The organism is Pseudomonas sp. H1_D05 (assembly GCF_054682705.1).
In genome coordinates this window covers 4,489,676-4,513,038 of record NZ_CP162825.1, presented here as the reverse complement: position 1 = coordinate 4,513,038, position 23,363 = coordinate 4,489,676, and the positions used below count along the sequence as shown (strand labels likewise).

The window sequence follows — 23,363 nt, the reverse complement described above, 5'->3', positions numbered from 1 at the left end:
TGGGTTTCTGCATCAGAATTTTATCTTCACATCCCAGCTTAATAATATTTTACCGATATCCCCCCTCTCCCTAGTCTGACCTCAAGCCAAACGGACAAGCCAACAGCGGCCCGAATCCCACTGCCTTGCTAGGAAGGATGTAGAGATGACCCCTGCAATAATAAAAACAGACACGCTGATCGTGGGTGCCGGCCAAGCGGGCGTGGCGATGAGCGAGCACCTGAGCAAACTCGGTGTGCCGCACCTCGTGCTGGAGCGCAATCGCATTGCCGAACGCTGGCGCAGCGGGCGCTGGGACTCGCTGGTGGCCAACGGCCCGGCGTGGCACGACCGCTTTCCCGGCCCGGAATTCGATGACGTCGATCCCGACGGTTTCGCCCCGAAAGAACGTGTAGCTGACTACTTCGAAGCCTACGCAAAGAAATTCAATGCACCGGTCCGTACCGGTGTGGAAGTGAAAAGCGTGGTACGCAATGTCGGCCGCCCGGGTTTCACTGTCGAGACCTCCGAAGGCGTGATCGAAGCCAGCCGCGTAGTCGCCGCGACCGGACCATTTCAGAAACCGGTGATCCCGGCGATTGCCCCGCAAGACCAACGTCTGTTGCAGATCCACTCCGCTGACTATCGCAACCCGCAGCAACTGCCGGCAGGCGCAGTGCTGGTGGTCGGTGCCGGTTCTTCCGGCGTGCAGATCGCCGATGAGCTGCAACGTTCCGGCAAACAGGTTTACCTGTCGGTCGGCGCCCATGACCGCCCGCCTCGCGCTTATCGCAACCGCGATTTCTGCTGGTGGCTCGGCGTGCTCGGCGAGTGGGATCAAGCGGCGATGAAACCCGGTCGTGAGCACGTGACCATCGCAGTCAGCGGCGCACATGGCGGTCGCACCATCGATTTCCGTGGTCTGGCCCATCGCGGCATGACCCTGGTCGGCGTCACCGAATCGTTCAATAACGGCGTGGTGACTTTCAAGCAGGACCTGGTCGGCAACCTCACTCGCGGCGACGAGAATTATCTGGCGCTGCTCGATGCCGCCGATGCCTACATTGAGCGCAACGGCCTCGATCTGCCGGAAGAACCAGAAGCGCGCGAAACCTATCCCGACCCTGAGTGCGTGAAAAATCCGCTAGTCGACCTGGATCTGGCCAAGGCTGGCGTCACCGCGATCATCTGGGCCACCGGGTTTGCCGTGGATTACTCGTGGTTGCAGGTCGCAGCGTTCGATGACAAGGGCAAGCCTGTGCATCAGCGCGGCGTGTCGAGTGAGCCGGGGGTGTATTTCCTCGGTCTGCCGTGGCAGTCGCGCCGGGGTTCGTCATTTATCTGGGGGTTTGGCACGACGCCAAACACGTCGCCGATCACATCGCCACCCAGCGCAAGTATCTGGACTATCGGGATGCCGAGCAGCGTGAAGCCGCATTGCACTCGGGTACCCACAGCAAAGCCGCCGACACCGTCGACGCTTGATAGCCCTTTACGCCCCGGCGCCGATTGCGTCGGGCATACCTTCTTCAGGAGCTTTCCATGAGCCAGCCCACTCACACTCGCATCCGCATGTTCAACACCAAAGACACCTACCCGAACCAGACGCTGGACAATGACCTGTGCCAGGCCGTGCGCGCCGGCAACACGGTGTATGTACGCGGCCAGGTCGGCACGGATTTCGACGGCAATCTGGTCGGCCTCGGAGATCCGCGCGCGCAGGCTGAACAGGCCATGCGCAACGTCAAGCAACTGCTCGAAGAAGCCGGCAGCGACATGAGCCATATCGTCAAGACCACCACGTACCTGATCGACCCGCGTTATCGCGAGGCGGTGTATGGCGAAGTCGGCAAGTGGCTTAAAGGCGTGTTCCCGATCTCCACCGGACTGGTGGTGTCGGCGTTGGGGCAGCCGCAGTGGTTGATGGAGATTGATGTGATTGCGGTGATTCCTGAGTAAGGCATCACACCGAGTCGCGGCCTTCGCGAGCAAGCTCGCTCCCACAGGGGAATGTATTTCAATGTGGGAGTGAGCCTGCTCGCGAAGAGGCCAGTCCAGACACACAAGGAGTTCAATAGATGACCTTTTCAATCGCAGCCCGCTGCGCCGAAACCGGCCAGTTCGGTGTCGCCATCAGTTCCTCCAGCATCGCCGTCGGCGCCCGCTGCCCGTGGCTGCTGCCGGGTGTTGGCGCGGTGTCGAGCCAGAACATCACCCTGCCGTCTCTCGGCCCGGAAGTCCTCGCGCTGATGGAGCAAGGTCTGGCGCCGGACGATGCGCTGGACAAAGTCCTCACGCGCAACGGCTACAGTCAGTACCGGCAGATCACCGCGATCAACCACCTCGGCCAGACCGCACATTTCAGCGGTGCGCAAACCCTCGGCGTGCACAATGCCGTCACCGGCGAGCAGTGCGTCGCCGCTGGCAACATGCTCGCCGGGCGTTCGGTGATCGAAGCCATGGTCAGCGCCTTCGAGGATGGCGAAGGGCAACTCGCTGATCGTCTGCTCAAGGCCCTGCACGCCGCGCAAGCCCTCGGTGGTGAAGCCGGCCCGGTGCATTCGGCCGCTGTCGTGGTGGTCGGCGAGCAGACTTGGCCGATCGTCAATCTGCGCGTGGATTGGGTTGATGAAGACCCGATTGGCGAGTTGCAAAAACTCTGGAACGCTTACGAGCCGCAGCTTCAGGACTATATCGACCGCGCCCTCGATCCGGCCAAGGCACCGGGTTATGGCGTGGCCGGTGATGACCGATGAACAGCGTCGAGTTGCTCAAAGTGCTGGTGGGGTTCGATACCACCAGCCGTGAATCCAACTTGCAACTGATCGAATTCGTTCGCGATTACCTCGAAGGTTTCGACGTGCCATGCGCACTGATCTACAACGATGAGCGCAGCAAAGCCAACCTGTTCGCCACGATCGGCCCGGTGGATCAACCGGGCATTGTGCTGTCCGGGCACACCGATGTGGTGCCGGTCGATGGCCAGCCGTGGACGCTGCCGCCGTTCGAACTGACCGAGCGCGACGGCAAAGTGTTCGGCCGTGGCACGGCGGACATGAAGGGCTACATCGCCTGTGTGCTCGCACTGGTGCCGTCACTGGTTAAAACGCCGCTGCGCATGCCGGTGCACATTGCTTTGTCCTATGACGAAGAAGTCGGCTGCCTCGGCGTGCGTTCGTTGCTCAAGGTTTTGCAGCAACGCCCAATCAAACCGTTGCTGTGCATCATCGGCGAACCGACCGAACTGAAACCGGTGCTCGGCCACAAGGGCAAACTGGCGATGCGCTGCGATGTGCAGGGCCATCCGTGCCATTCGGCGTACGCGCCGCTCGGGGTCAACGCGATTGAATACGCCGCCGAACTGATCGGCGAACTGGGTCGTCTCGGTCAGCAACTGAGAGCGCCGGAGCATCACGATGCGCGCTTCGACCCGCCCTACAGCACGGTGCAGACCGGTGTGATCAGCGGCGGCAAGGCCTTGAACATCGTGCCGGCCGATTGCCGTTTCGATTTCGAAATCCGCGCCCTGCCCTCGCAGGATCCGGCGCTCGTTGCCGAAGCGCTGCAAGCCTACGTCGAACGCGAAGTGCTGCCACGTATGCGCGCGGTCAGTGCGCAGAGTGATATTCGCTTCAGCGCCTTATCGGCGTATCCGGGGCTGGTCACCGATGCGCAAAGCCAGGCCGCCGAGTTGATCTCTGCGTTCTGCGGTTCAACGGATTTCGGCACCGTGGCCTTCGGCACTGAAGGCGGGTTGTTTGATGCGGTGGGCATTCCCACGGTGGTCTGCGGTCCAGGCAGCATGGATCAGGGTCACAAGCCCGATGAGTTTGTCAGCCTCGATCAGTTGCAGGCGTGCAATGAAATGCTCCAGCGCATGCTGGCGTTTATCAGTCTTTGACAGGCGGCTTGGCGGCACTCACGAGTGCAGTCGGGCCAACTCTTCGCGGCAATGATCGACAAACAACTGCGCCGGTTTGGTCAGTTGCACCCGCCGCAGCCAGGCCGCCGACAATCCCGAACCGGTGACGTTTTCCGCCAGCGGCACGCACACCACTTGCTGGCCGTCGTAGGTGTAGTCGCTGAACGGTTTGGTCACCAGAATCGAAAAGCCGAAACCATTGCCGACCATGCCGCGCACCATCTCTATCGACGGTGAGCTGAAGACAATATTCGGCGTCAGCCCGCGCTCTTCGAAGATGCTCACGAAATAGGTGCGGCTCGGCACCACGTCGAGCAGGATCATCGGTTCCAGCACCAGATCAGCCAGCGAGACCTTTGCCTGTTGCGCAAAGCGGTGGCTGGCCGGCAGCAACGCATAAGGCTGCTGCGGCGGCATCAGCGGCGTGGTTTCGATGGTGCTGTCCAGGTCGTGTTCAAACATCATCGCAACGTCGATGCTGCCGGCGGTGAGGGCCTGCACCAACTCTTGTTGTTCGCCATCACGAATGCGGATTTCCACCCCTGGCCAGCGCGCCTTGAACCCGGCGATCAAGCGCGGCAGGTACAGCGGCGCGACGGTTTCGAAACAACCAATATCGATCTGCCCCGCGACCACATCATTGTCAGCCAGCGCGTTCTGCTCGAACTCGTGCGCCACCCGTAGCAACTCCAGTGCCTTGCGATAGAACCGCGAGCCACTCGGCGTCAGCGAAACCCCTTGGGCGTGATGGCGGATGAACAACTGCACACCGAAACTTTCTTCCAGATGCTTAATGGCCGTGGAGACCGACGGTTGCGCGATATAGAGCTTGCGCGAGGCCTCGGCAACGCTGCCGCAGTCGGCGGTGGTGACGAAGTATTTGAGCTGGCGCAGGTTGTAGGCAGCCATGTGAGTCTCCCGAAGAGCGCGAGTGTTCGCCCTGTTTCCCTGGCGCACGATCAAGCTTGAACATACCGGACGCAGGCGCCAGCCGAAGCATATTTTTTAAGGTCTGTAGCAACAAACTTACTAATTTATCTATCCCGACGCTTTGCACATGATCACTTCAACAAGAAATGCGCCGCCCGTGCCGGCGCTTGCCGAAGTACGTCCACGTACTCATCCTTGCCTTGGAGTTCGTCATGGCTACCCCAACAGCATCCTCCGCTCCGCTGATTGAAAAACACACGATAGGATACGTGCCCCCCGAAGATCGCCACGGAAAGGTCAGGGATCTGTTCACGCTCTGGTTCGGCGGCAATATCGCGCCGTTGCCCATCGTCACCGGTGCACTGGGCGTGCAGTTGTTTCACTTGAATCTGCTCTGGGGCATCGTCGCGATTCTCGTCGGCCATCTGGTCGGCGGCGTGTTGATGGCGCTGCACTCGGCGCAAGGCCCGCAGATGGGCATTCCACAGATGATCCAGAGCCGTGCGCAGTTCGGCTCCCTCGGCGCGCTGTTGGTGGTGTTGATTGCCGGCGTCATGTACATCGGCTTTTTCGCCTCCAACATCGTGCTGGCCGGCAAGTCGTTGCATGGCGTGGTCGACAGCGTTCCGGTGCCGGTCGGCATCGTCATCGGCGCAGTCGGTTCGGGAGTCATCGGCATCATCGGCTACCGCTTTATCCACGTGCTCAACCGCATCGGCACCTGGGTGTTGGGAGTCGGCATCGTCGTCGGTTTCGGCTACATCTTTACCCACATTCAAACCGATGATTTCCTCACTCGTGGCAGCTTCAACCTGTCCGGCTGGCTGGCCACTGTGTCGTTGGCGGCGTTGTGGCAGATCGCGTTTGCGCCCTACGTGTCTGATTATTCGCGTTACTTGCCGGCCGACGTCAAAGTCTCGTCGACGTTCTGGACCACGTATCTGGGTTCAGCGCTGGGGTCGAGTCTGGCGTTCATCTTCGGTGCCGTCGCAGTGCTGGCGACACCGGTGGGGATGGACACCATGGACGCGGTGAAACTCGCCACCGGTTCCATTGGCCCGCTGATGCTGGTGCTGTTTCTGCTCAGCGTGATCAGCCACAACGCCCTCAACCTCTACGGCGCGGTGCTGTCGTTGATTACTCTGGTGCAAACCTTCGCCTACCGCTGGATCCCCACCGCCAAGAGCCGCGCGGTGATCTCGATCATCGTCTTGCTGGCCTGCTGCTTTGCCGCCGTCGGCGCCTCGAAAGACTTTATCGGCCACTTCGTCGACATGGTGCTGGTGTTGTTGGTGGTGCTAGTGCCGTGGACCGCGATCAACCTGATCGACTTTTATGCGATTCACAAAGGCCAGTACGACATCCAGTCGATCTTCCAGGTCGACGGCGGCATCTACGGCCGCTACAACCCGCAGGCGTTGCTGGCTTACGCGATCGGCATCGCCGTGCAGATCCCGTTCATGAACACGCCGCTGTACGTCGGCCCGGTGTCGGCGCACATCAACGGTGCGGATCTGTCATGGCTGGTGGGACTGCTGGTGACCTCGCCGCTGTATTTCTGGCTGGCGAATCGGGACACCTCCTATCGTCGGCGGATGATGGGCGGGAAACTGGCGAGCAGTCTGTGATTTGACCTGATGAACAACCAAGGCCCGCCCAGTGCGGGCCTTGTCTATTGCGGTGTGGTATTACTTCAGGCCTGACGATTATTGGGTAAGGGAAATCCAATGCTGCGAATACTGGGTAAAGCCTCATCGATCAACGTGCGCAAAGTCCTGTGGACTTGCGCTGAATTGCAGATTCCCTTCGAGCGTGAAGACTGGGGTTCGGGATTCAGATCGACGCACGATGCGCAGTTTCTCGCGCTCAATCCCTGTGCCATGGTGCCGGTGATTCAGGACGGCGATTTCACGTTGTGGGAATCGAACACGATCATTCGTTATCTGGTGTCGAGCTACAACGGTTCGCAGCTTTATCCCCTTGAGTCGATGGCGCGGGCGCGGATTGATCAATGGATTGACTGGCAGGCTTCGGAGCTGAATCGCTCGTGGTCGTATGCGTTTCTATCGCTGGTGCGTCAGTCGCCGGGGCATCAGGACAGCACGGCATTGGCTGCAGGGATCAAACAATGGTCGAAGAACATGGCCATCCTCGACCGGCAACTGGACAAGACCGGCGCCTACGTCAGCGGCGAACAGTTTTCCCTGGCGGACATTCCCATCGGGCTGTCGGTGAACCGCTGGTTCGAAACCCCACTGGCTCACCCGGATTTTGCCGCAGTGAAAGCCTATTACGAACGTTTGAGCCTGCGCCCAGGCTACTTGCTGCACGGTCGCAACGGCACGCCGTAATCGCGGTTATTTGCTTTTGAACGCCTCACGCCGCGCCAGCCGTTCGGCGGCGTAGGCTTCTTGTGGCTGGCTGATCAGATCTTGCCGACGCAACGGTTCGCCGCAGTGCTCGCACAGCGGCCCGAGGCCGGCGCTATGGTTGCAGTTTTTGTGGGTCATGTTCACCGCCAGCCCCTCTTCCGGTGATTTGCACCAGGTCTCTCCCCACGCTCGCAACGCAATGATCACCGGGTAGAACGCCTCACCTTTCGCCGTGAGGTGGTACTCGTAGCGTTTCGGCCGTTCGTTGTACAACCGGCGCTCAACCAGCCCCTCCGCTTCCAGGCATTTCAGACGCGCGGCAACCATCTGCGGCGTACCGCCGGTCTGCGCCTGAATCTCGTCATAGCGATGATTGGCCATGAACAACTCGCGCAAAACCAGCACGGTCCAGCGGTCGCCGACGATCGTCTCGGCCCGGGAAATCGGGCACAGCGTGTCGGGAAGGCTATCGTTTACTGCCATCAGGGCTTGCCTCTTTTACAGTTACTATGATTATCATATCTACACGATGCCGGGACAAGCCCTGTGCACCGATAATCCCATTGCCGGAGCAAGCAGCCATGTCGAATATCCCCTATCCGCTGGACAGAACCGCCTACCTGTTGGTCGATCCGTACAACGATTTTCTCTCGGAGGGTGGCAAGATTTTCCCTTTGATCAAACCCATGGCCGAGCAGAACGGCCTGCTCGACAACCTGCGCAAACTCGACCGCACGGTGCGCGACCTGAACATTCCGGTGGTCATCGTACCCCATCATCGCTGGGAAAAAGGCGACTACGAAACCTGGGACCACCCGACCCCGACCCAATGCAAAATCATGCACATGCATCATTTTGCCCGGGGCGAATGGGGCGGCGAATGGCACCCGGATTTTGCGCCGAAGGACGGCGACATCGTGGTTCAAGAACACTGGGGTTCCAGTGGTTTCGCCAACACCGACCTGGATTTTCGCCTGAAGCAGCAAGGCATCACCCACGTAATCATCGTCGGCCTGCTGGCCAACACCTGCATCGAAGCCACCGCGCGCTATGCCTCGGAACTGGGCTACCACGTCACCCTGGTCCGCGATGCAACAGCGGCCTTCAAAGCGGAAATGATGCACGCCGCCCACGAACTCAACGGCCCGACATTCGCTCACGTGATTGCCAGCACCGACGAACTGATTGCCAACCTCAAATCCCAAGGTGAATCGAAATGAGCCTGACCGGCCATTTGCTGATCGGCGCGGCGGATGTCGCCGCCACCGAAGGCACGATGAAAGCGCTGAACCCGGCCACCGATCAACGGATAGAACCGGACTTCGCTTTCGGCGGTGCGGCACAGGTTGATCAGGCTGCAACACTCGCCGATGCCGCGTTCGACCACTACAGCCACACCTCGCTGGCCGAGCGTGCCGCGTTTCTCGAGAGCATCGCTGACAACCTCGATGAGGTGCGCAGCGAACTGGCGGCACGCGCGGCACTCGAAACCGGGCTGCCCGAAGCTCAGCTTGAGGGCGAAGCTTTGAGAGCCGCGATCCAGTTCCGCCAGTTCGCCGATGTGGTGCGCCGGGGCCGCTTTCTACAACTGGCGATCGACCCGGCACAACCCCAGCGTCAGCCGCGTCCACGGATGGATCATCGCTTGCAAAAAATCGCCATCGGCCCGGTGGCGATTTTCGGCGCGAGCAACTTCCCGATTTCCTACTCGGTGGCGGGTGGCGATACCGCGTCAGCATTGGCGGCCGGCGCTACCGTGATTCTCAAGGCGCACAACGCCCACCCCGGCGCCTCGGAAATCCAGGCGCGAGCCATTCGTAAAGCCGTGCAGGCGCATGGCTTGCCCGAAGGTGTTTTCTCGATGGTGCGTGGTGGCGGCAATGCCATTGGCGAAGCGCTGGTCGATCATCCGTTGATCAAGGCTGTGACCTTCACCGGCTCCGAACCGGGTGGCATGGCGCTCTACCGCCGTGCGCAATTGCGCCCCGAGCCGATCCCGGTGTTCACCGAAATGACCAGCGTCAACCCGACCTTCATCCTGCCCGAGGCGCTGGCGGCTCGCGGCGCCGAAATCGGCGACGGCTTTATCGAGCGCATGCTGGTCAACGTCGGGCAGGCCTGTTTGTGTCCGTCGATCCTGATCGCCATCCGTGGTGCGGGGTTTGAAGAGCTGCGCAACGCCATGCGCAATCGGGTCAGCGCGGCACCGGCGCGGACAATGCTGACGCCGGGCATTCATGGTGCCTACGTCGAGGGTCTGATTGCGATGGAAGGTACCGGCGCGCAGGTGATAGCGGCAGGCACGCCGGCCGATGCCACATTCGCTGGACGCGCTGTGTTGCTGGAAGTCGAGGGCCACCAATTACTCAGCGAGCCGGCATTGGCTCATGAGGTGTTTGGTCCATCGGCGCTCCTGGTTGCTGTCAACGATGAAGCCGAGCTGCTGGCAGTCGCCCGTTCGTTCAAGGGACAGCTCAGCGCGGCGATTCACCTTGAAGGTGGCGATCTGGGATTGGCGCGGCGCCTGCTGCCGATTCTCGAACGCCGCACTGGACGCATCGTGGTCAACGCCTTCGCGCATCCACAGGAAGTGACCTTTGCTACGGTGCACGGCGGCCCTTTTCCGGCTACATCGGACAGCCGCTTCACTTCCGTGGGCATGACCTCGATCGAGCGCTTCTTACGGCCCGTGGCTTATCAGGGGTTTCCGGATGAGTTGTTGCCAGAGGTGTTGCGCGAGAGTAATCCGCTGAATCTGCCGCGCAGCATCGACGGGCAATAACGGCAACCCAGTGCGCGGCAGACGCGATCATGCATCTGCACGCACCACCCCGCGCTCTTCCAGCAAGCGCACAAACATGCTCAAACTGCGCGATACCGTGCCCCGCCGCCATACCAGCCACGTGGTCAGATAGCGAAAATCCGCCGCCAATGGCCAGACGCTGACGGTCGCGCTGCCGGGCATGCTCTGCAGCATTTTGCGCGGCATCAGCGCCAGCCCGGCGCCTGCACTGACGCAGGCGAGCATGCCGTGATAGGACTCCATTTCGAAAATCTTGCCCGGTACGGCGGCGTCGGTGCTGAACCATTTTTCAAAGTGGTGACGGTAGGAACAGTTGGAACGGAAGGCATAAATATTCTCGCCGTTGACATCCGCCGCGCGCTTGACGGGCGCGTGGTTGAGCGGCGCGATGATGACCATTTCTTCCTCGAATGCCGGCACACCTTCCAGCGTCGGATGCAGCACCGGGCCGTCGACAAACGCTGCAGCCAGACGCCCGGACAGCACGCCGTCGATCATCGTGCCCGAGGGGCCGGTGGACAGGTCGAGATCGACCTTGGGGTGCAATTGATTGTACGCCGCGAGCAATTCGGGAATGCGCACCGCCGCCGTGCTTTCCAGTGAGCCTAGCGGAAACGCGCCCTGCGGTTCCTCTCCCGCCACCGTCGCCCGGGCCTCTTGCACCAGGTCGAGAATTCGCCGCGCGTATTCAAGGAAACTCCACCCGGCCGGGGACAAACGCAAACGGCTTTTCTCACGGATAAACAGATCAACCCCGAGATCCTGCTCAAGTTGCTTGATCCGCGTGGTCAGGTTCGACGGCACGCGATGAATCTGCGTGGCGGCGGCGCTGATGCTGCCGTGCTCGGCAACGGCTTTGAAGATTTCCAGCTGCACCAGATCCACAGTCATTCTCCAATCGTGAAAGAAACGATCTTTATTATTCAGTTTCCAGAAAACAAACACCACCCTACTCTAGGCCCATCCGACGAACATGCAGGACGATGCCATGAGCCAGATTTCCAGCCAGACCCACGCCATCTCGATCAACCCCGCCACCGGCGAGCAGATCGGTCACTACGCGTTTGAGTCCGCCACTGCCCTTGACGCTGCGCTGACCCGCGCCGCCTATGGCTTTGGCAAGTGGAAGCGCAAGCCGCTGCAAGATCGCTCGCGCTTGTTGAGCGCCCTGGCCGGTGCGTTGCGTGAAACCAGCGAAGCCATGGCCACGATGATCACCCAGGAAATGGGCAAGCCGATTGCTCAGGCCCGTGGTGAAATCGAGAAATGCGCCAAGCTCTGCGAGTGGTACGCCGAGAATGGCCCGGCCATGCTTGACGCTGAACCGACCCAGGTTGAAGGCGGCAAGGCGCGCATCGAATACCGTCCGCTCGGCCCGATCCTCGCGGTAATGCCGTGGAACTTCCCGATCTGGCAAGTGCTGCGCGGTGCCGTGCCGGCGCTGATCGCCGGCAACACTTACGTGCTCAAACATGCGCCGAACGTGATGGGCAGCGCCTATCTGCTGCGCGACGCCTTCACCCGCGCAGGTTTCGCCGATGGCGTGTTTGAAGTGATCAACGTCACCCCGGAAGGCGTTTCCACTGCCATCGCCGACTCGCGTATCGCCGCCGTGACCCTGACCGGCAGCGTGCGTGCCGGCATGGCCATCGGCGCTCAGGCCGGTGCCGCGCTGAAGAAATGCGTGCTGGAACTCGGCGGTTCCGATCCGTTTATCGTGCTCAACGACGCCGATCTGGATGAAGCCGTGCAAGCCGCTGTGATCGGTCGCTATCAGAACTCCGGTCAGGTCTGCGCAGCGGCCAAACGATTGATCATCGAAGCAGGCGTGGTTGAAGAGTTCACCCGCAAGTTCGTCGAGGCCACGCGCAAGTTGAAGGTCGGTGATCCGCTGTCTGCCGAGACCTACATCGGCCCGATGGCACGTTTCGACCTGCGTGATGAACTCGACCAGCAAGTGCGCGACACCCTTGAAGAAGGCGCAACGCTGTTGCTCGGCGGCGGCAAGTCTGAAGGACCGGGCAACTACTACGAGCCGACCGTGCTGGCCGATGTCACCGACCGCATGACTTCGTTCAAACAGGAACTGTTCGGCCCGGTCGCCTCGATCATCACCGCTCGCGATTGCGCGCATGCCGTGGCCTTGGCCAACGACAGCGAGTTCGGCCTGACCGCCACGATCTACACCGCCAACGTGGCACTGGCCCAGCAACTGACCAGCGAACTGGACACCGGCGGCGTGTTCATCAACGGCTACTCCGCCAGCGATCCGCGCGTGACCTTTGGCGGTGTAAAGAAGAGTGGTTTCGGCCGTGAGCTCTCGCACTTCGGCGTGCGCGAGTTCTGCAATGCGCAGACGGTGTGGCTGGATCGCAAATAATCCAGGCACCGAAACCCCTGTAGGAGTGAGCCTGCTCGCGATGAGGCCGGCCCAGTCAGCATCTCCATTGTCTGACTCACCGCTTTCGCGAGCAGGTTCGCTCCCACATTGGGTTTATGCAGCAGCCTGTTGTGGCTCGGCGACACTGCGATCCTTGCTCAACAATCCCAGCACCACCGCCGCCGATGCGAGGGTGATCACCGTCAGGATGTGCAGCAGATACTGAAACGCCGCCGCATAACCTTGCACCAAACGTTCATTGGCCAGACCTGGCACGGTGTTGATCGCATGCGCCATATCGCCGGTGGTCACCCGGTGCGCGTTCTCGGCGATCAGCGACGCCTCGGCACCCGCCACCACGTGCACGGCACTGGCAGACTGGTGCCCGTACTATCCGGGTCTGCACTTGTACTACCCGAGCCGCCGTCATGTGCCGGCAGTGCTGAAGGCGTTTATCGACTTCGTGCGCAACCGGCGTTAGGCGTTTACAGATACTTCAACCAAGCGATGTCACGGCGACGAGCCTTCAACGCAGAGAACCAGCGCACGGCCGGGAACAGCACAATCGCCAGAATGACTGCGGCCAGCCAGATTGCCGAGACGGACGAAAAGCCGAAATAGCTGCCCTGATTCAGCCCGAACAGCGCCACACCGATCAGGTACAACACCTTCAACGCGTACAGATGCAGCAGATAGAAAAACATCGGCGCCGAACCGAACACAGTCAGCCAGCGAATCCAGCGGCGATCCTGTACACGCTCGAAGGCCAGCAGCAGCAACAGCCCGACGCTCACGGTCAGCGCGATAAACAACAATGACGGCGGGTACTTGGTGATGTTGAAAAAACTCATCAGGGTTTGCACCGACGTGTCACCCACGGCCCATGGTTTTTCGCCATAGCCGTTGATCAGCCGCAGCCCGACAAAACCCAGCAGTCCGGCGCTACCCGCGATCAGCAGGTGGCACTGACGCAAACCTGCTTCAACGCCACGAGCAAACCACGGCCCGAGCGCATAACCCAGACCGATCACACCGATCCACGGCAGTAACGGATAGGAGGTGCGCAGGCGCAGATTTTCACTGACTTCGATCCAGCCACGATCATGCAAAATCGCCCACGGCACATGCAGCGCCGACTCCACCGGGAAATACACCGCGTCGAGCAGGTTGTGTCCGGCGATGATCGTCAGGCTCAACGTCAGCAACAGCCAGCGCGGCAGCCACACCAGCAGCGACAGGGCGATCATGCTCAAGCCGATCGCCCAGATCACTTGCAGATAAATCACACTCGGTGGCAGTTGGAAGGTCCACGCGAAGTTCACCAGCGTGAACTCCAGCACCACCAGAAACAGACCGCGTTTGAACAGAAACGCACTGACATCGGCCTTGCCTGCGTACTTTTCGCCGAACAACCACGCCGAAAATCCCGTCAGCAGCACGAACACTGGCGCACACAGATGCGCCAGCGTGCGACTGAAAAACAACGCCGGTTCAGTGCTGGCAATGTCCATCGGGTCGGCGACCTGGCGGTGCAGCAAAAAAGTTTCGCGCACGTGGTCCAGCAGCATGAACAGAATGACCAGGCCTCTGAGGGCGTCAATGGACAGCAGCCGGCCAGTGGGCGAGGCAGAATGGGGGAGCGCAATTGTCATGAGCGTTTCGCAATCGAAGGGTTAACAGCGGGCGCCGACAAGGACTGCCCTGAAAATGTTGCGTTACCTTATAACACTAAAAAGCAAAATCCAAAGCCCAATCGATAGCAATTCTCAGAAAACCGCAGCCGATCACACCGTCCAGGTTGCCCAATAGCCTCAGGCTTCTATAGTGATCAGGTCCCCCTGCCCTTGCGGCCTGTTGTCGAGCGTTGTCCATGGTCAACACCGAACACCTGATCATTTGCGAGCACTGCGACTGCGTGTACGAAAAAGCCGTGCTGGCCAAACACCAGAAAACCTCGTGCGTGCGTTGTGGCGGCGTGCTCCAGCGCTTCAACGGTTTGACCGTCGAACAGCGCCTGGCCCTGACCTTCACGGCGGCGATGCTGTGGCTGTTTGCCAATTTCTATCCGGTGATGAGCATCAGCCTCAAAGGCCTGAAAAACAGTGCGACGCTGTGGGATTCTGTGCTGGCGCTGAGTCAGGGGCCGATCACCTTCATAGCGATGGTCGCGGCAATTTCGATCATTATTGCCCCGGCATTTCAACTGGTCCTGCTGACCTGGGTGCTTAGCTTCGCGCTGTCATCGCGACGCGCACCGGGGTTCAAGTTGTGCATGCGCTGGCTGGAAACCCTGCGGCCGTGGAGCATGCTCGAAGTGTGCCTGCTGGGGGCGATGGTCGCGGTGTTCAAACTGGCGGGATTGCTCGACGTGTTGCCCGGCATCGGCCTGTTCGCATTGGCCGTGCTGAGTTTGATGATGATCAGGATTGCCGGCCGCGATATCCGCGACCTATGGGATATTCCATGAACCGACCCGCGACTGCCAGCGAACTCAACCTGTGCCTGTGCCACAGCTGTGGCCTGGCCTGCGACATGACCGACGAGCCACATGAATGCCCCCGTTGCGACGCGCCGCTGCATCGACGCAAGACTAATTCACTGGCGCGCACCTGGGCCTATATGCTCGCGGCGCTGGCGTTTTACGTGCCGGCCAATCTGCTGCCGGTGATGAACACCACCATGCTTGGCAGCGGCGCCGACAGCACGATCATGAGTGGCGTGCTGGAGTTCTGGCAGCATGGCGCGTGGGACATCGCACTGATCATCTTTATTGCCAGTATCGCCGTGCCGGGCGTCAAGTTCGTCGCCCTGTCGCTGTTGTTGATCACGGTGCAACGCGACAGTGGCTGGGCACGCCGAGAGCGCTCGAAAATGTTCCGCTTCGTCGAGCTGATCGGCTACTGGTCAATGCTTGATGTACTGGTGGTCGCACTGGTCGCAGCGTTGGTGAAGTTCCAGACACTGGGCGATATCGAACCGCGACCGGGCATCCTGTTCTTCGGCATGGTCGTGGTGCTGACCATGCTCTCGGCAATGAGCTTCGACCCTCGGCTGATCTGGGACAACGCTCCGGACGATGAACCACTCAGCGACGCAGAGCCGTCAGCAACACCTGCAACGGATGGCGCAGTGCCTGATCCGACTGGCGCTTGACCTGACTGCGGCAGGAATACCCCGTGGCCAACGCTTCACCCTGCTCTGCCGGCGCCGCCACCTGACGGGCCCACGACTGCTCGTAGATCACCGCTGAGGTTTCGCGGTTGCGCGCTTCGTGGCCGTAGGTCCCGGACATGCCGCAGCAACCGGTGGCTTGCGTGGCCAGTTTTAACCCTGCGCGCTCGAACACCTGTTCCCACTGCCGAGTCGCGGCCGGGGCGTTGGTTTTCTCGGTGCAATGGGCGAGCAGTCGGAACGAGGCGGTTTTATCCTGCGGCGCCTGCTCTGGCATGACCTTGAGCAACCATTCCTGCACCAGCGCCACCTCCGGGCATTGCTGCATGCCGGGGACTTTCAGGTATTCCTGGCGATACACCAGCGTCATCGCCGGATCGAGGCCCAGCAACGGCACACCGATGTCCGCCAATTCGCGCAACTGCCGGGCATTGCGCAGCGCCGCGCGGTTGAACGCCGAGAGGAAGCCCTGCACGTGCAGCGGTTTGCCGTTGGCGCTGAACGGCGCCAGATACACCTGATAACCCAGACGCGAAATCAGCTCGACCAGATCGGCCAACAGCGGCGCTTCGAAGTAGCGCGTGAAGGCATCCTGCACGATGACCACACTGCGTTCGCGTTGCGCTGGAGTCAGCGCCGCCAAGGTCGACACCGTCGCTGGCTGCACTTGCCAACGGCGCATCGCAGCGTGGAAATCGAAGCGACTGAGCAACGGCACATCGATCATGCCGCCGACGCGTTCCAGCAGCCCGCGAACCCATGCAGCGCCCATCAACCCGTTATACAGCGCCGGAATCCGCGCCATGTACGGGATGCTGTATTCCAGCGAGGCGATCAGGTAATCCCGCGCCGGGCGCAGATAACGGCTGTGATACAGCTCGAGAAAGCGCGAACGAAACTCCGGCACGTTGACCTTGACCGGGCACTGTCCCGCGCAGGATTTGCACGCCAGGCAACCGGCCATGGCGTCGTAGACTTCGTGGGAGAAGTCTTCGGCCTGCGCACGACTGTTGCGCCAGCGCTGCCACAACGTGCTGAAAAACGCCGGCTTGCGAATCGCCTCGGACAACACATCGACACCCGCCTCGCCCTGCAAACGCAGCCACTCGCGGATCAACGAGGCACGGCCCTTGGGCGACTGAGCGCGCTCGCGGGTGGCTTTCCACGACGGGCACATGGCGTCGTCGGGGTCAAAGTTGTAGCAGGCGCCGTTGCCATTGCAGTGCATGGCCGCGCCGTAGCTCTGCCAGACCTTTTCGTCGATCTGTCGATCGAGTTCACCGCGCAAAGTGACTTCATCGATTTTCAGCAGCGCCGCATCGGTGTTAGCCGGCGTGGCGATTTTGCCCGGATTGAACTGGTTGAACGGGTCAAATGCAGCTTTCAGCGCTTGCAGCGCCGGATACAACTCACCGAAGAATGCCGGTGAGTATTCCGAGCGCAGACCTTTACCGTGCTCGCCCCACAGAAGGCCACCGTAACGCTGGGTCAGCGCGGCGACACCATCGGACACCGGACGCACCAGCGCCGCTTGCTGCGGATCTTTCATGTCGAGGATCGGCCGCACGTGCAGCACGCCTGCATCGACGTGACCGAACATGCCGTATTGCAAACCGTGGCTGTCGAGCAGGTCGCGCAATTCAGCGATGTACTCGGCCAAGTGCTGCGGCGGTACCGCGGTGTCTTCCACAAACGGCTGCGGCCGCGCTTCACCGGCAACGTTGCCGAGCAGGCCTACCGCACGTTTGCGCATGCCGTAGACCTTGTTTACCGCAGCGTGCCCGACCGCCAGCGTGTGGCCCAAACGCTCGACTGTGCGGTCGCTGCTCAAGTGCTCGACGAACGCCTCGACCCGACCTCGCAGCTCTTCAGGATCGTCGCCGCAGAACTCCACCAGGTTGATGCCCGGGGTCGGCCGCTCGGCGCTTTCCGGGAAATACTCGGCGACGCCGTGCCAGACGATGTCCTGCATCGCCAGCAGCAAGACTTTCGAGTCAACGGTTTCGATCGACAACGGTTTGAGCGCCATCAAGGCGCGGGCGTCGCGCAGTGCGTCCATGAACCCGGCGTAGCGGATATTCACCAACATTGTGTGCTTGGGGATCGGCAAGACATTCAGCCGCGCTTCGACGACAAACCCCAGCGAGCCTTCGGCACCGCACAGCACGCTGTTGAAGTTGAAGCGATTGTCCGCCTCACGCAGGTGTGCGAGGTCATAACCGGTCAGGCAACGGTTGAGATCGGGGAAGCGCTGTTTGATCAGTTCACCCTGCTCATCAATGATCTGCCGGGCGCAGCGATAGACCTCACCGACGCGATCTTCGCGGGCGCACAGGGCTTCGAGTTCGCTTTCCGCAAGAGGCTGCCCGTGCAGGCGCTCACCGCCGCGCAAGATCATGTCGAGTTCGAGCACATGGTCGCGGGTCTTGCCATAGGTGCAACTGCCCTGACCACTGGCATCGGTGTTGATCATGCCGCCGACGGTGGCGCGGTTGGAGGTCGACAATTCCGGGGCGAAAAACAGCCCGGCGGATTTCAGCGCGGCGTTGAGCTGATCCTTGACCACCCCGGCCTGCACCCGCACCCAGCGCTCTTCAACGTTGATCTCCAGAATGCGGTTCATGTGCCGCGACAGGTCGACGACAATACCGTCCGTCAGCGATTGGCCGTTGGTGCCGGTGCCGCCACCGCGCGGGGTGATCACCACTTGTTGATAGGCCGGTTCGGCGATCAGCCGCGCCACCCGCGCCACGTCATCAGCGTCCAGCGGAAACACCGCCGCTTGCGGCAGGCGCTGATAGATCGAGTTGTCGGTCGCCAGCACGACACGGCTGGCGTAATCGGCGCTGATTTCACCGCGAAAGCCGCTGGCTTTCAGGGCTTTGAGGAACTGCTGGTAATCGCTGGTCAGGGCTTTGGCGGGGGACAGCTGGGCAATCATCGGTCAGGTTATCTCGGTCAAATCGGGCCGCGTGGCGGTGAACAGTTGTACGCAACGAATGATTGCGTCAGGCTCCGCCATCTCATGGTGTCCATGTTCATTGCTGGCGAACGCCGGGACAACCGTAAATTCGACCCGCTATTGATGACTTTTACGAATGAATCCGCGCACACTCACGCCTTCCATGTCGTTATTGCTGGCTTTCGAGGCCGCCGCACGCCACGAAAGCTACACCCGCGCTGCTCATGAACTGTCGCTGACGCAGAGTGCGGTCAGCCGTCAGGTGCAGATTCTCGAGAAAATGCTCGGCATGCGCCTGTTCACGCGCGAAGGCCGGCAAGTGGTGCTGACCGATGTCGGACGCATGTATCAGCGCGAACTTGCTGAAGCGCTTGGGCAGATTCGCAGCGCGACGTTGCAGGCCATGGCGTTTGGTTCGGGCATTCACAGCTTGCGCCTGGCAACGCTGCCGACTTTCGGTTCGAAGTGGCTATTGCCGCGACTCAAGGATTTCTACACCGCGCACCCGGGTATGACCGTGCATTTGCATTCGCGGATCGAAGCGATTGATTTCGATACCAGCGAAATCGATGCGGCAATCTGTGTCGGCGGTGGTGACTGGCCGGGGCTGACCGCCCTGCCCCTGCACACGGAAGAATTGGTGGTGATTGCCAGTGCGCAGCTGTCCGACGCCGAACGCGACGACGCCGAACAACACATCGCCGGGCAACTGCTGCTCAATGTCAGCAGCAATGCCCAGGCGTGGGCGGAGTGGTTCAGCCATCAAGGTCTGCCGCACCGCAGCATGCGTATCGGGCCGAGCTTTGAAATGACTTCGCACTTGATTCAGGCAGTGCGGGCCAATATTGGTGTGGGGTTGGTGCCGCGGATTCTGGTTGAGGATGAGTTGTTGAAGGGTGAACTGCTGCAGCTGGGTGAGGCGATTACCAGTCGGCGCAGCTATTACCTGGTGTATCCGCCGCGCAATGAGAATTTACCGTCGCTGAAAGCGTTTCGGGATTGGCTGGTGCATACACTCTGAAGGAATGAGTCGCCCCCTTCGCGAGCAAGCTCGCTCCCACAAAGGATTTGTGAACGCCACAGATCAAATGTGGGAGCGAGCTTGCTCGCGAAGAGGCCAGCGAGCACGACATCAAAATCTCGGCTTGACCGCCTTCCAGTCCGGCTTGTAGCGCTGCATCTGCCGCACATCATCGCGCTGACGAATCCCGCACGTCAGGTACTGATCATGCAGCTTGCCCAACTGATCCCGGTCCAGCTCCAGCCCAAGCCCCGGCGCGCGGGTGATCTTCACGCAACCATCGACAATCGGCAGTTTGCCACCCTTGATCACCTCCTCATCCGGCTCCTGCCACGGGTAATGGGTGTCGCAGGCGTAATCCAGATTCGGCACCGCCGCCGCGACATGCGCCATCGCCATCAGGCTGATACCCAGGTGTGAATTGGAATGCATCGACACACCGAGACCGAACACATCGCACATCTTCGCCAGCGTCTGCGTGTCGCGCAGGCCACCCCAGTAATGGTGATCGGCAAGCACGATCTGCACACTGTTCTGCGCAACGCTGCGACGGAACTCGTCGAAATCGGTGACCACCATATTGGTCGCCAGCGGCAGACCAGTACGCTTGTGCAGTTCGGCCATGCCGTCGAGGCCCGGGGTCGGGTCTTCGTAATACTGCAAATCATCGCCGAGCAACTCGGCCATGCGAATCGAGGTTTCCAGCGACCAGTTGCCGTTCGGATCGATGCGCAACGGGTAACCGGGAAAAGCCTTTTTCAACGCTTTGATGCACGCCACCTCATGCTCCGGCGGCAAGGTGCCGGCCTTGAGCTTGATGCTCTTGAAACCGTACGCCTCGATCATCCGCGCGGCTTGGGCGACGATCTGCTGCTCGCTGAGCGCCTCGCCCCAATTGTCCGGTTTGTACGGCGAATCAACATGCTGCGCATACTTGAAGAACAGGTAGGCGCTGAACGGCACTTCATCGCGAATGGCACCGCCGAGCAGATCCACCAGCGGCACATTGAGGTAATGCGCCTGCAAATCGAGGAACGCCACTTCGAACGCCGAATAGGCATTGCTCACTGCTTTACTGGCGTGGGAACCGGGCGCCAGTTCGGCACCAGCAATGCTTGCAGGTTTGTTCGCGGCAACGGTGGCCTGCACGATCGCGCGCAACTGGTTGAGGTTGAACGGGTCGAGGCCGATCAGTTGCCCCTGCAACTGCTGCTGGATCGCCAGCGCCGGGGCATCGCCATAGCTTTCGCCGAGGCCGATGTAGCCGTTATCGCTTTCGATCTCGATGATCGAACGCAGGGCAAACGGTTCGTGGATGCCGCTGGCGTTGAGCAGCGGCGGATCACGAAAGGCAATCGGGGTCACGGTGACACGGGTGATTTTCAAGATAACGCTCCTGACAGATCAACAATCAATTCAATGGCTCGCGGCCGGTCTGGCCGTCGCGACAACGGCGGTCTCGTCATGGGGCTTTGCCGGAGCTTTACCCTTGGCACCCGGGGCCGTGCGAGCAAAGAAGATCACCACCGCAGCGACCAGTGACGTCGCCGCCAGGCCATAAAGACCGCCCTCGATGGAGCCAGTGGTTTCTTCGAGGAAGCCGAACGCCGTCGGTGCAACGAAGCCGCCGAGGTTGCCGATGGAGTTGATCAGGGCGATCACCGCAGCGGCGATACGCGCATCCAGATAGCTTTGCGGAATCGGCCAGAACAACGCCGACGCAGCCTTGAAGCCGATGGCGGCGAAACAGATGGCAACGAAGGCGAAGATCGGCCCGCCAGTGGTCGACATGAACATGCCGATCGCCGCGATCACCAGTGTCAGCGCGACCCAGGCTTGCTGGAATTTCCACTTGCCGGCCATCGCCGCGAAACCATACATAGCAACAATCGAAATGATCCACGGAATCGAATTGAGCAGGCCGACCTGGAAGTCACCGAGGTTGCCCATCTTCTTGATCATGCTCGGCAGCCAGAACGTCGCGCCGTAAATGGTCAGGGCAATGGAGAAGTAGATGAAACAGAACAGCGCAATCTGCCGATCCGCCAACAGCTTGAACATCGACGGTTTGGCCACTTGCACCGCCTCACGAGCACGCTGCTCCTCGGCAATCGCCGCCACCAGCGCTTCGCGTTCCTCTTCGCTCAGCCACTTGGCCTGACGCGGATGCGATTGCACCCAGAACCAGACAAATGCGCAGAGCACCACCGATGCGGCACCCTCGATCAGGAACATCCACTGCCAGCCATGCAAACCCAGGCCACTGATATGCAGCAACGCACCGGACACCGGGCCGGAGATCACCGAAGCAATCGCCGAACCGCTGAGAAACACCGCCATGGTCTTGCCGCGCTCGGAGGCTGGCAGCCATTGGGTGAAGTAATAAATGATCCCCGGAAAGAACCCTGCTTCGGCCGCGCCGAGAATAAAGCGCAGCACATAGAAACTGGTTTCACCTCTAACGAACGCCATGGCCATGGCGGCCGCGCCCCAGGTGAACATGATCCGCGTCAGCCAGACCCGTGCGCCGTAACGTTGCAGGAGCATGTTGGACGGCACTTCGAACAGCGCGTAGCCAACAAAGAACAAACCGGCACCGAGGCCGTAAGCCGCCGCACCGATGCCGAGGTCGGTTTCCATGTGGCTGCGCACGAAACCGATGTTGACCCGATCGATGTAGTTGACGATGAACATCACCACGAACAGCGGCAGCACGTGGCGCTTGACCTTGGCGGCGGCACGGGCAAGCACCGTGACGTCCAGCGGACTCTGGAGGGTTTTCAAGGGGCGACTCCCGATCTTGTTTTTTTAGGGATGGCGTAAAGCGATGGGCCGATCATGGACGGGGTCATTGATCCCGTCTAATCTAACTTGGCATTCGATTGATACCCGGATTAGATCAATGTTCGAACTGACTCAACTGCGCTGCTTCACCACGGTCGCCACCGAACTCAACTTTCGCCGCGCCGCTGAGCGACTGAACATGACCCAGCCGCCACTGAGCCGGCAGATTCAATTGCTCGAGCATCACCTCGGCGTCGAACTGTTTACCCGCAGCACTCGTAGCGTCGCGCTAACGGCTGCCGGTCGGGCGTTCTTCGTCGAAGCACAGAACCTGCTGGAGCGCGCACAGCAAGCAGCCGTCACTGCCCGACGGTTCGCAGAGGGCGACATCGGTACGGTGAACATCAGTTTTGTCGGCAGCGCGGTGTATGAATTTCTGCCTAAGGTGATTGCCGAGGCGCGCCTGAAACAACCGCAGGTGAAAATCGATCTGTCGGAGATGAACACTTACCAGCAGCACGAAGCCCTGCGCGCGCGACGCATCGATTTGGGCATCGCCCGCGCGCCGCTATTGGAGCCTGGCTACGCGACTGAATGCCTGGTGCGCGAACCGTTTGTACTGGCGGTGCCGAGCGGACACCCATTGACGTCGGCGGCTGAAGTGGCGGTCAGTGATCTGGATAAACAACCGTTCCTGATGTACTCCCATGCCGCGTATCCGCCATTCAACGAATTGCTCACCGGAATGCTGCGCTCGGCTCGGGTTGCGCCGGATTATGTGCAGTGGCTGGGCTCATCGTTGACGATTCTGGCACTGGTGAATGCCGGGATGGGCCTGGCGCTGGTACCGCGCTGCGCCACCAGTGTGGTGTTCAAGAATGTGGTATTTCGCGATATCGATCTGGGTGAAGGCGTGCAGAGCGAGCTGCATCTGATCTGGCGCGAGAACAACGACAACCCGGCGTTTGCGATGTTGCTGGAAGCGATTCGCCGGGCGGTGGCTGAGGGTTGGGGCTAAGGAAATACTAGCTCTTCAGCG

Annotated in this window: 20 protein-coding genes and 2 pseudogenes; 14 read left to right on the top strand and 8 right to left on the bottom strand. The window is 60.7% G+C overall.

All coding sequences use genetic code 11. From position 1 onward, the window contains the following. The first annotated feature begins 145 nt into the window (after positions 1 to 145). The 4 genes and pseudogenes from AB4O11_RS20440 to argE all read left to right on the top strand — a co-directional run bounded on the left by AB4O11_RS20440 (position 146) and on the right by argE (position 3,880). Positions 146 to 1,464, top strand: a pseudogene (locus AB4O11_RS20440) (flavin-containing monooxygenase). Between the two features lie 57 nt (positions 1,465 to 1,521). Continuing rightward, positions 1,522 to 1,938, top strand: coding sequence for a RidA family protein (locus tag AB4O11_RS20435; RefSeq protein ID WP_007910844.1), 417 nt, complete (start codon positions 1,522 to 1,524; stop codon positions 1,936 to 1,938). Between the two features lie 119 nt (positions 1,939 to 2,057). After that, positions 2,058 to 2,735 (top strand): DUF1028 domain-containing protein, encoded by a 678-nt coding sequence (locus tag AB4O11_RS20430; RefSeq protein WP_257358262.1) that lies wholly within the window; start codon positions 2,058 to 2,060, stop codon positions 2,733 to 2,735. Beyond that, positions 2,732 to 3,880 (top strand): acetylornithine deacetylase, encoded by a 1,149-nt coding sequence (gene argE / locus AB4O11_RS20425; protein WP_460128144.1) that lies wholly within the window; start codon positions 2,732 to 2,734, stop codon positions 3,878 to 3,880. Before AB4O11_RS20430 ends, argE begins: the two co-directional genes overlap by 4 nt. A gap of 18 nt (positions 3,881 to 3,898) precedes the next feature. On the opposite strand, the gene AB4O11_RS20420 is transcribed toward argE, so the two are convergent. Beyond that, a complete protein-coding gene (locus tag AB4O11_RS20420) occupies positions 3,899 to 4,810 on the bottom strand; it encodes a LysR family transcriptional regulator (protein ID WP_116255455.1) in 912 nt (303 codons plus the stop codon). Positions 4,811 to 5,043: 233 nt separating this feature from the next. Between AB4O11_RS20420 and AB4O11_RS20415 the strand changes: the two genes are divergently transcribed. Beyond that, a complete protein-coding gene (locus tag AB4O11_RS20415) occupies positions 5,044 to 6,459 on the top strand; it encodes a purine-cytosine permease family protein (protein WP_460128140.1) in 1,416 nt (471 codons plus the stop codon). Between the two features lie 99 nt (positions 6,460 to 6,558). Next, on the top strand, positions 6,559 to 7,182 hold the full coding sequence (locus AB4O11_RS20410) for a glutathione S-transferase (protein ID WP_460090583.1): 624 nt from the start codon (positions 6,559 to 6,561) through the stop codon (positions 7,180 to 7,182). 6 nt (positions 7,183 to 7,188) lie between these two features. Here AB4O11_RS20410 and AB4O11_RS20405 read toward each other — a convergent pair whose 3' ends face one another. After that, on the bottom strand, positions 7,189 to 7,686 hold the full coding sequence (locus AB4O11_RS20405) for a winged helix-turn-helix transcriptional regulator (RefSeq protein WP_460090582.1): 498 nt from the start codon (positions 7,684 to 7,686) through the stop codon (positions 7,189 to 7,191). Positions 7,687 to 7,784: 98 nt separating this feature from the next. Between AB4O11_RS20405 and AB4O11_RS20400 the strand changes: the two genes are divergently transcribed. After that, positions 7,785 to 8,423, top strand: a complete 639-nt coding sequence (locus AB4O11_RS20400) for a cysteine hydrolase family protein (protein ID WP_093437504.1) — start codon at positions 7,785 to 7,787, stop codon at positions 8,421 to 8,423. Beyond that, positions 8,420 to 9,985: an aldehyde dehydrogenase (NADP(+)) gene (locus tag AB4O11_RS20395; protein ID WP_460128136.1), complete on the top strand. Its 1,566-nt coding sequence runs from the start codon at positions 8,420 to 8,422 to the stop codon at positions 9,983 to 9,985. The genes AB4O11_RS20400 and AB4O11_RS20395 overlap by 4 nt, the downstream gene beginning before the upstream one ends. Before the next feature lie 27 nt (positions 9,986 to 10,012). Here the strand turns inward: AB4O11_RS20395 and ptrR are convergent, their stop codons facing one another. Continuing rightward, on the bottom strand, positions 10,013 to 10,891 hold the full coding sequence (gene ptrR, locus AB4O11_RS20390) for a putrescine utilization regulator PtrR (RefSeq protein WP_093437993.1): 879 nt from the start codon (positions 10,889 to 10,891) through the stop codon (positions 10,013 to 10,015). Positions 10,892 to 10,994: 103 nt separating this feature from the next. Between ptrR and AB4O11_RS20385 the strand changes: the two genes are divergently transcribed. Continuing rightward, the gene (locus tag AB4O11_RS20385; protein WP_320337052.1) at positions 10,995 to 12,386 is read left to right on the top strand and encodes an aldehyde dehydrogenase family protein; all 1,392 of its coding nucleotides are present in this window, start codon (positions 10,995 to 10,997) and stop codon (positions 12,384 to 12,386) included. A 114-nt stretch (positions 12,387 to 12,500) separates the two neighbouring features. Here the strand turns inward: AB4O11_RS20385 and AB4O11_RS20380 are convergent, their stop codons facing one another. After that, entirely contained in the window at positions 12,501 to 12,698 is a 198-nt protein-coding gene (locus AB4O11_RS20380; RefSeq protein ID WP_460090578.1) for a hypothetical protein, read from the bottom strand. Positions 12,699 to 12,756: 58 nt separating this feature from the next. Between AB4O11_RS20380 and AB4O11_RS20375 the strand changes: the two are divergent. Further along, a pseudogene (locus AB4O11_RS20375) lies at positions 12,757 to 12,867 on the top strand (LysR family transcriptional regulator); the annotation flags it as partial. A 4-nt stretch (positions 12,868 to 12,871) separates the two neighbouring features. Here AB4O11_RS20375 and AB4O11_RS20370 read toward each other — a convergent pair. Beyond that, the gene (locus tag AB4O11_RS20370) at positions 12,872 to 14,038 is read right to left on the bottom strand and encodes a DUF1624 domain-containing protein (protein WP_460128133.1); all 1,167 of its coding nucleotides are present in this window, start codon (positions 14,036 to 14,038) and stop codon (positions 12,872 to 12,874) included. Between the two features lie 218 nt (positions 14,039 to 14,256). Here AB4O11_RS20370 and AB4O11_RS20365 point away from each other — a divergent pair, with 218 nt between their 5' ends. Continuing rightward, a complete protein-coding gene (locus AB4O11_RS20365) occupies positions 14,257 to 14,853 on the top strand; it encodes a paraquat-inducible protein A (protein ID WP_093437478.1) in 597 nt (198 codons plus the stop codon). Then, positions 14,850 to 15,539, top strand: coding sequence for a paraquat-inducible protein A (locus tag AB4O11_RS20360; protein ID WP_095125707.1), 690 nt, complete (start codon positions 14,850 to 14,852; stop codon positions 15,537 to 15,539). Before AB4O11_RS20365 ends, AB4O11_RS20360 begins: the two co-directional genes overlap by 4 nt. On the opposite strand, the gene ydiJ is transcribed toward AB4O11_RS20360, so the two are convergent. After that, complete coding sequence (gene ydiJ / locus AB4O11_RS20355) at positions 15,472 to 18,498, bottom strand: D-2-hydroxyglutarate dehydrogenase YdiJ (protein WP_460128130.1); 3,027 nt, start codon at positions 18,496 to 18,498, stop codon at positions 15,472 to 15,474. The two genes, AB4O11_RS20360 and ydiJ, sit on opposite strands and share 68 nt — an antisense overlap. Before the next feature lie 157 nt (positions 18,499 to 18,655). Between ydiJ and AB4O11_RS20350 the strand changes: the two genes are divergently transcribed. Next, positions 18,656 to 19,540 carry a LysR substrate-binding domain-containing protein gene (locus AB4O11_RS20350; protein ID WP_093437464.1) on the top strand — a complete coding sequence of 295 codons (885 nt, stop codon included), beginning with the start codon at positions 18,656 to 18,658 and terminating at the stop codon, positions 19,538 to 19,540. A gap of 111 nt (positions 19,541 to 19,651) precedes the next feature. Here AB4O11_RS20350 and AB4O11_RS20345 read toward each other — a convergent pair whose 3' ends face one another. Both AB4O11_RS20345 and AB4O11_RS20340 read right to left on the bottom strand, forming a co-directional pair. Continuing rightward, positions 19,652 to 20,926 carry a glucarate dehydratase family protein gene (locus tag AB4O11_RS20345; RefSeq protein WP_460128127.1) on the bottom strand — a complete coding sequence of 425 codons (1,275 nt, stop codon included), beginning with the start codon at positions 20,924 to 20,926 and terminating at the stop codon, positions 19,652 to 19,654. Positions 20,927 to 20,956: 30 nt separating this feature from the next. Then, complete coding sequence (locus AB4O11_RS20340) at positions 20,957 to 22,324, bottom strand: MFS transporter (protein WP_460128125.1); 1,368 nt, start codon at positions 22,322 to 22,324, stop codon at positions 20,957 to 20,959. A gap of 118 nt (positions 22,325 to 22,442) precedes the next feature. Between AB4O11_RS20340 and AB4O11_RS20335 the strand changes: the two genes are divergently transcribed. Beyond that, entirely contained in the window at positions 22,443 to 23,342 is a 900-nt protein-coding gene (locus AB4O11_RS20335) for a LysR family transcriptional regulator (RefSeq protein ID WP_460128122.1), read from the top strand. Positions 23,343 to 23,363 lie beyond the last annotated feature (21 nt).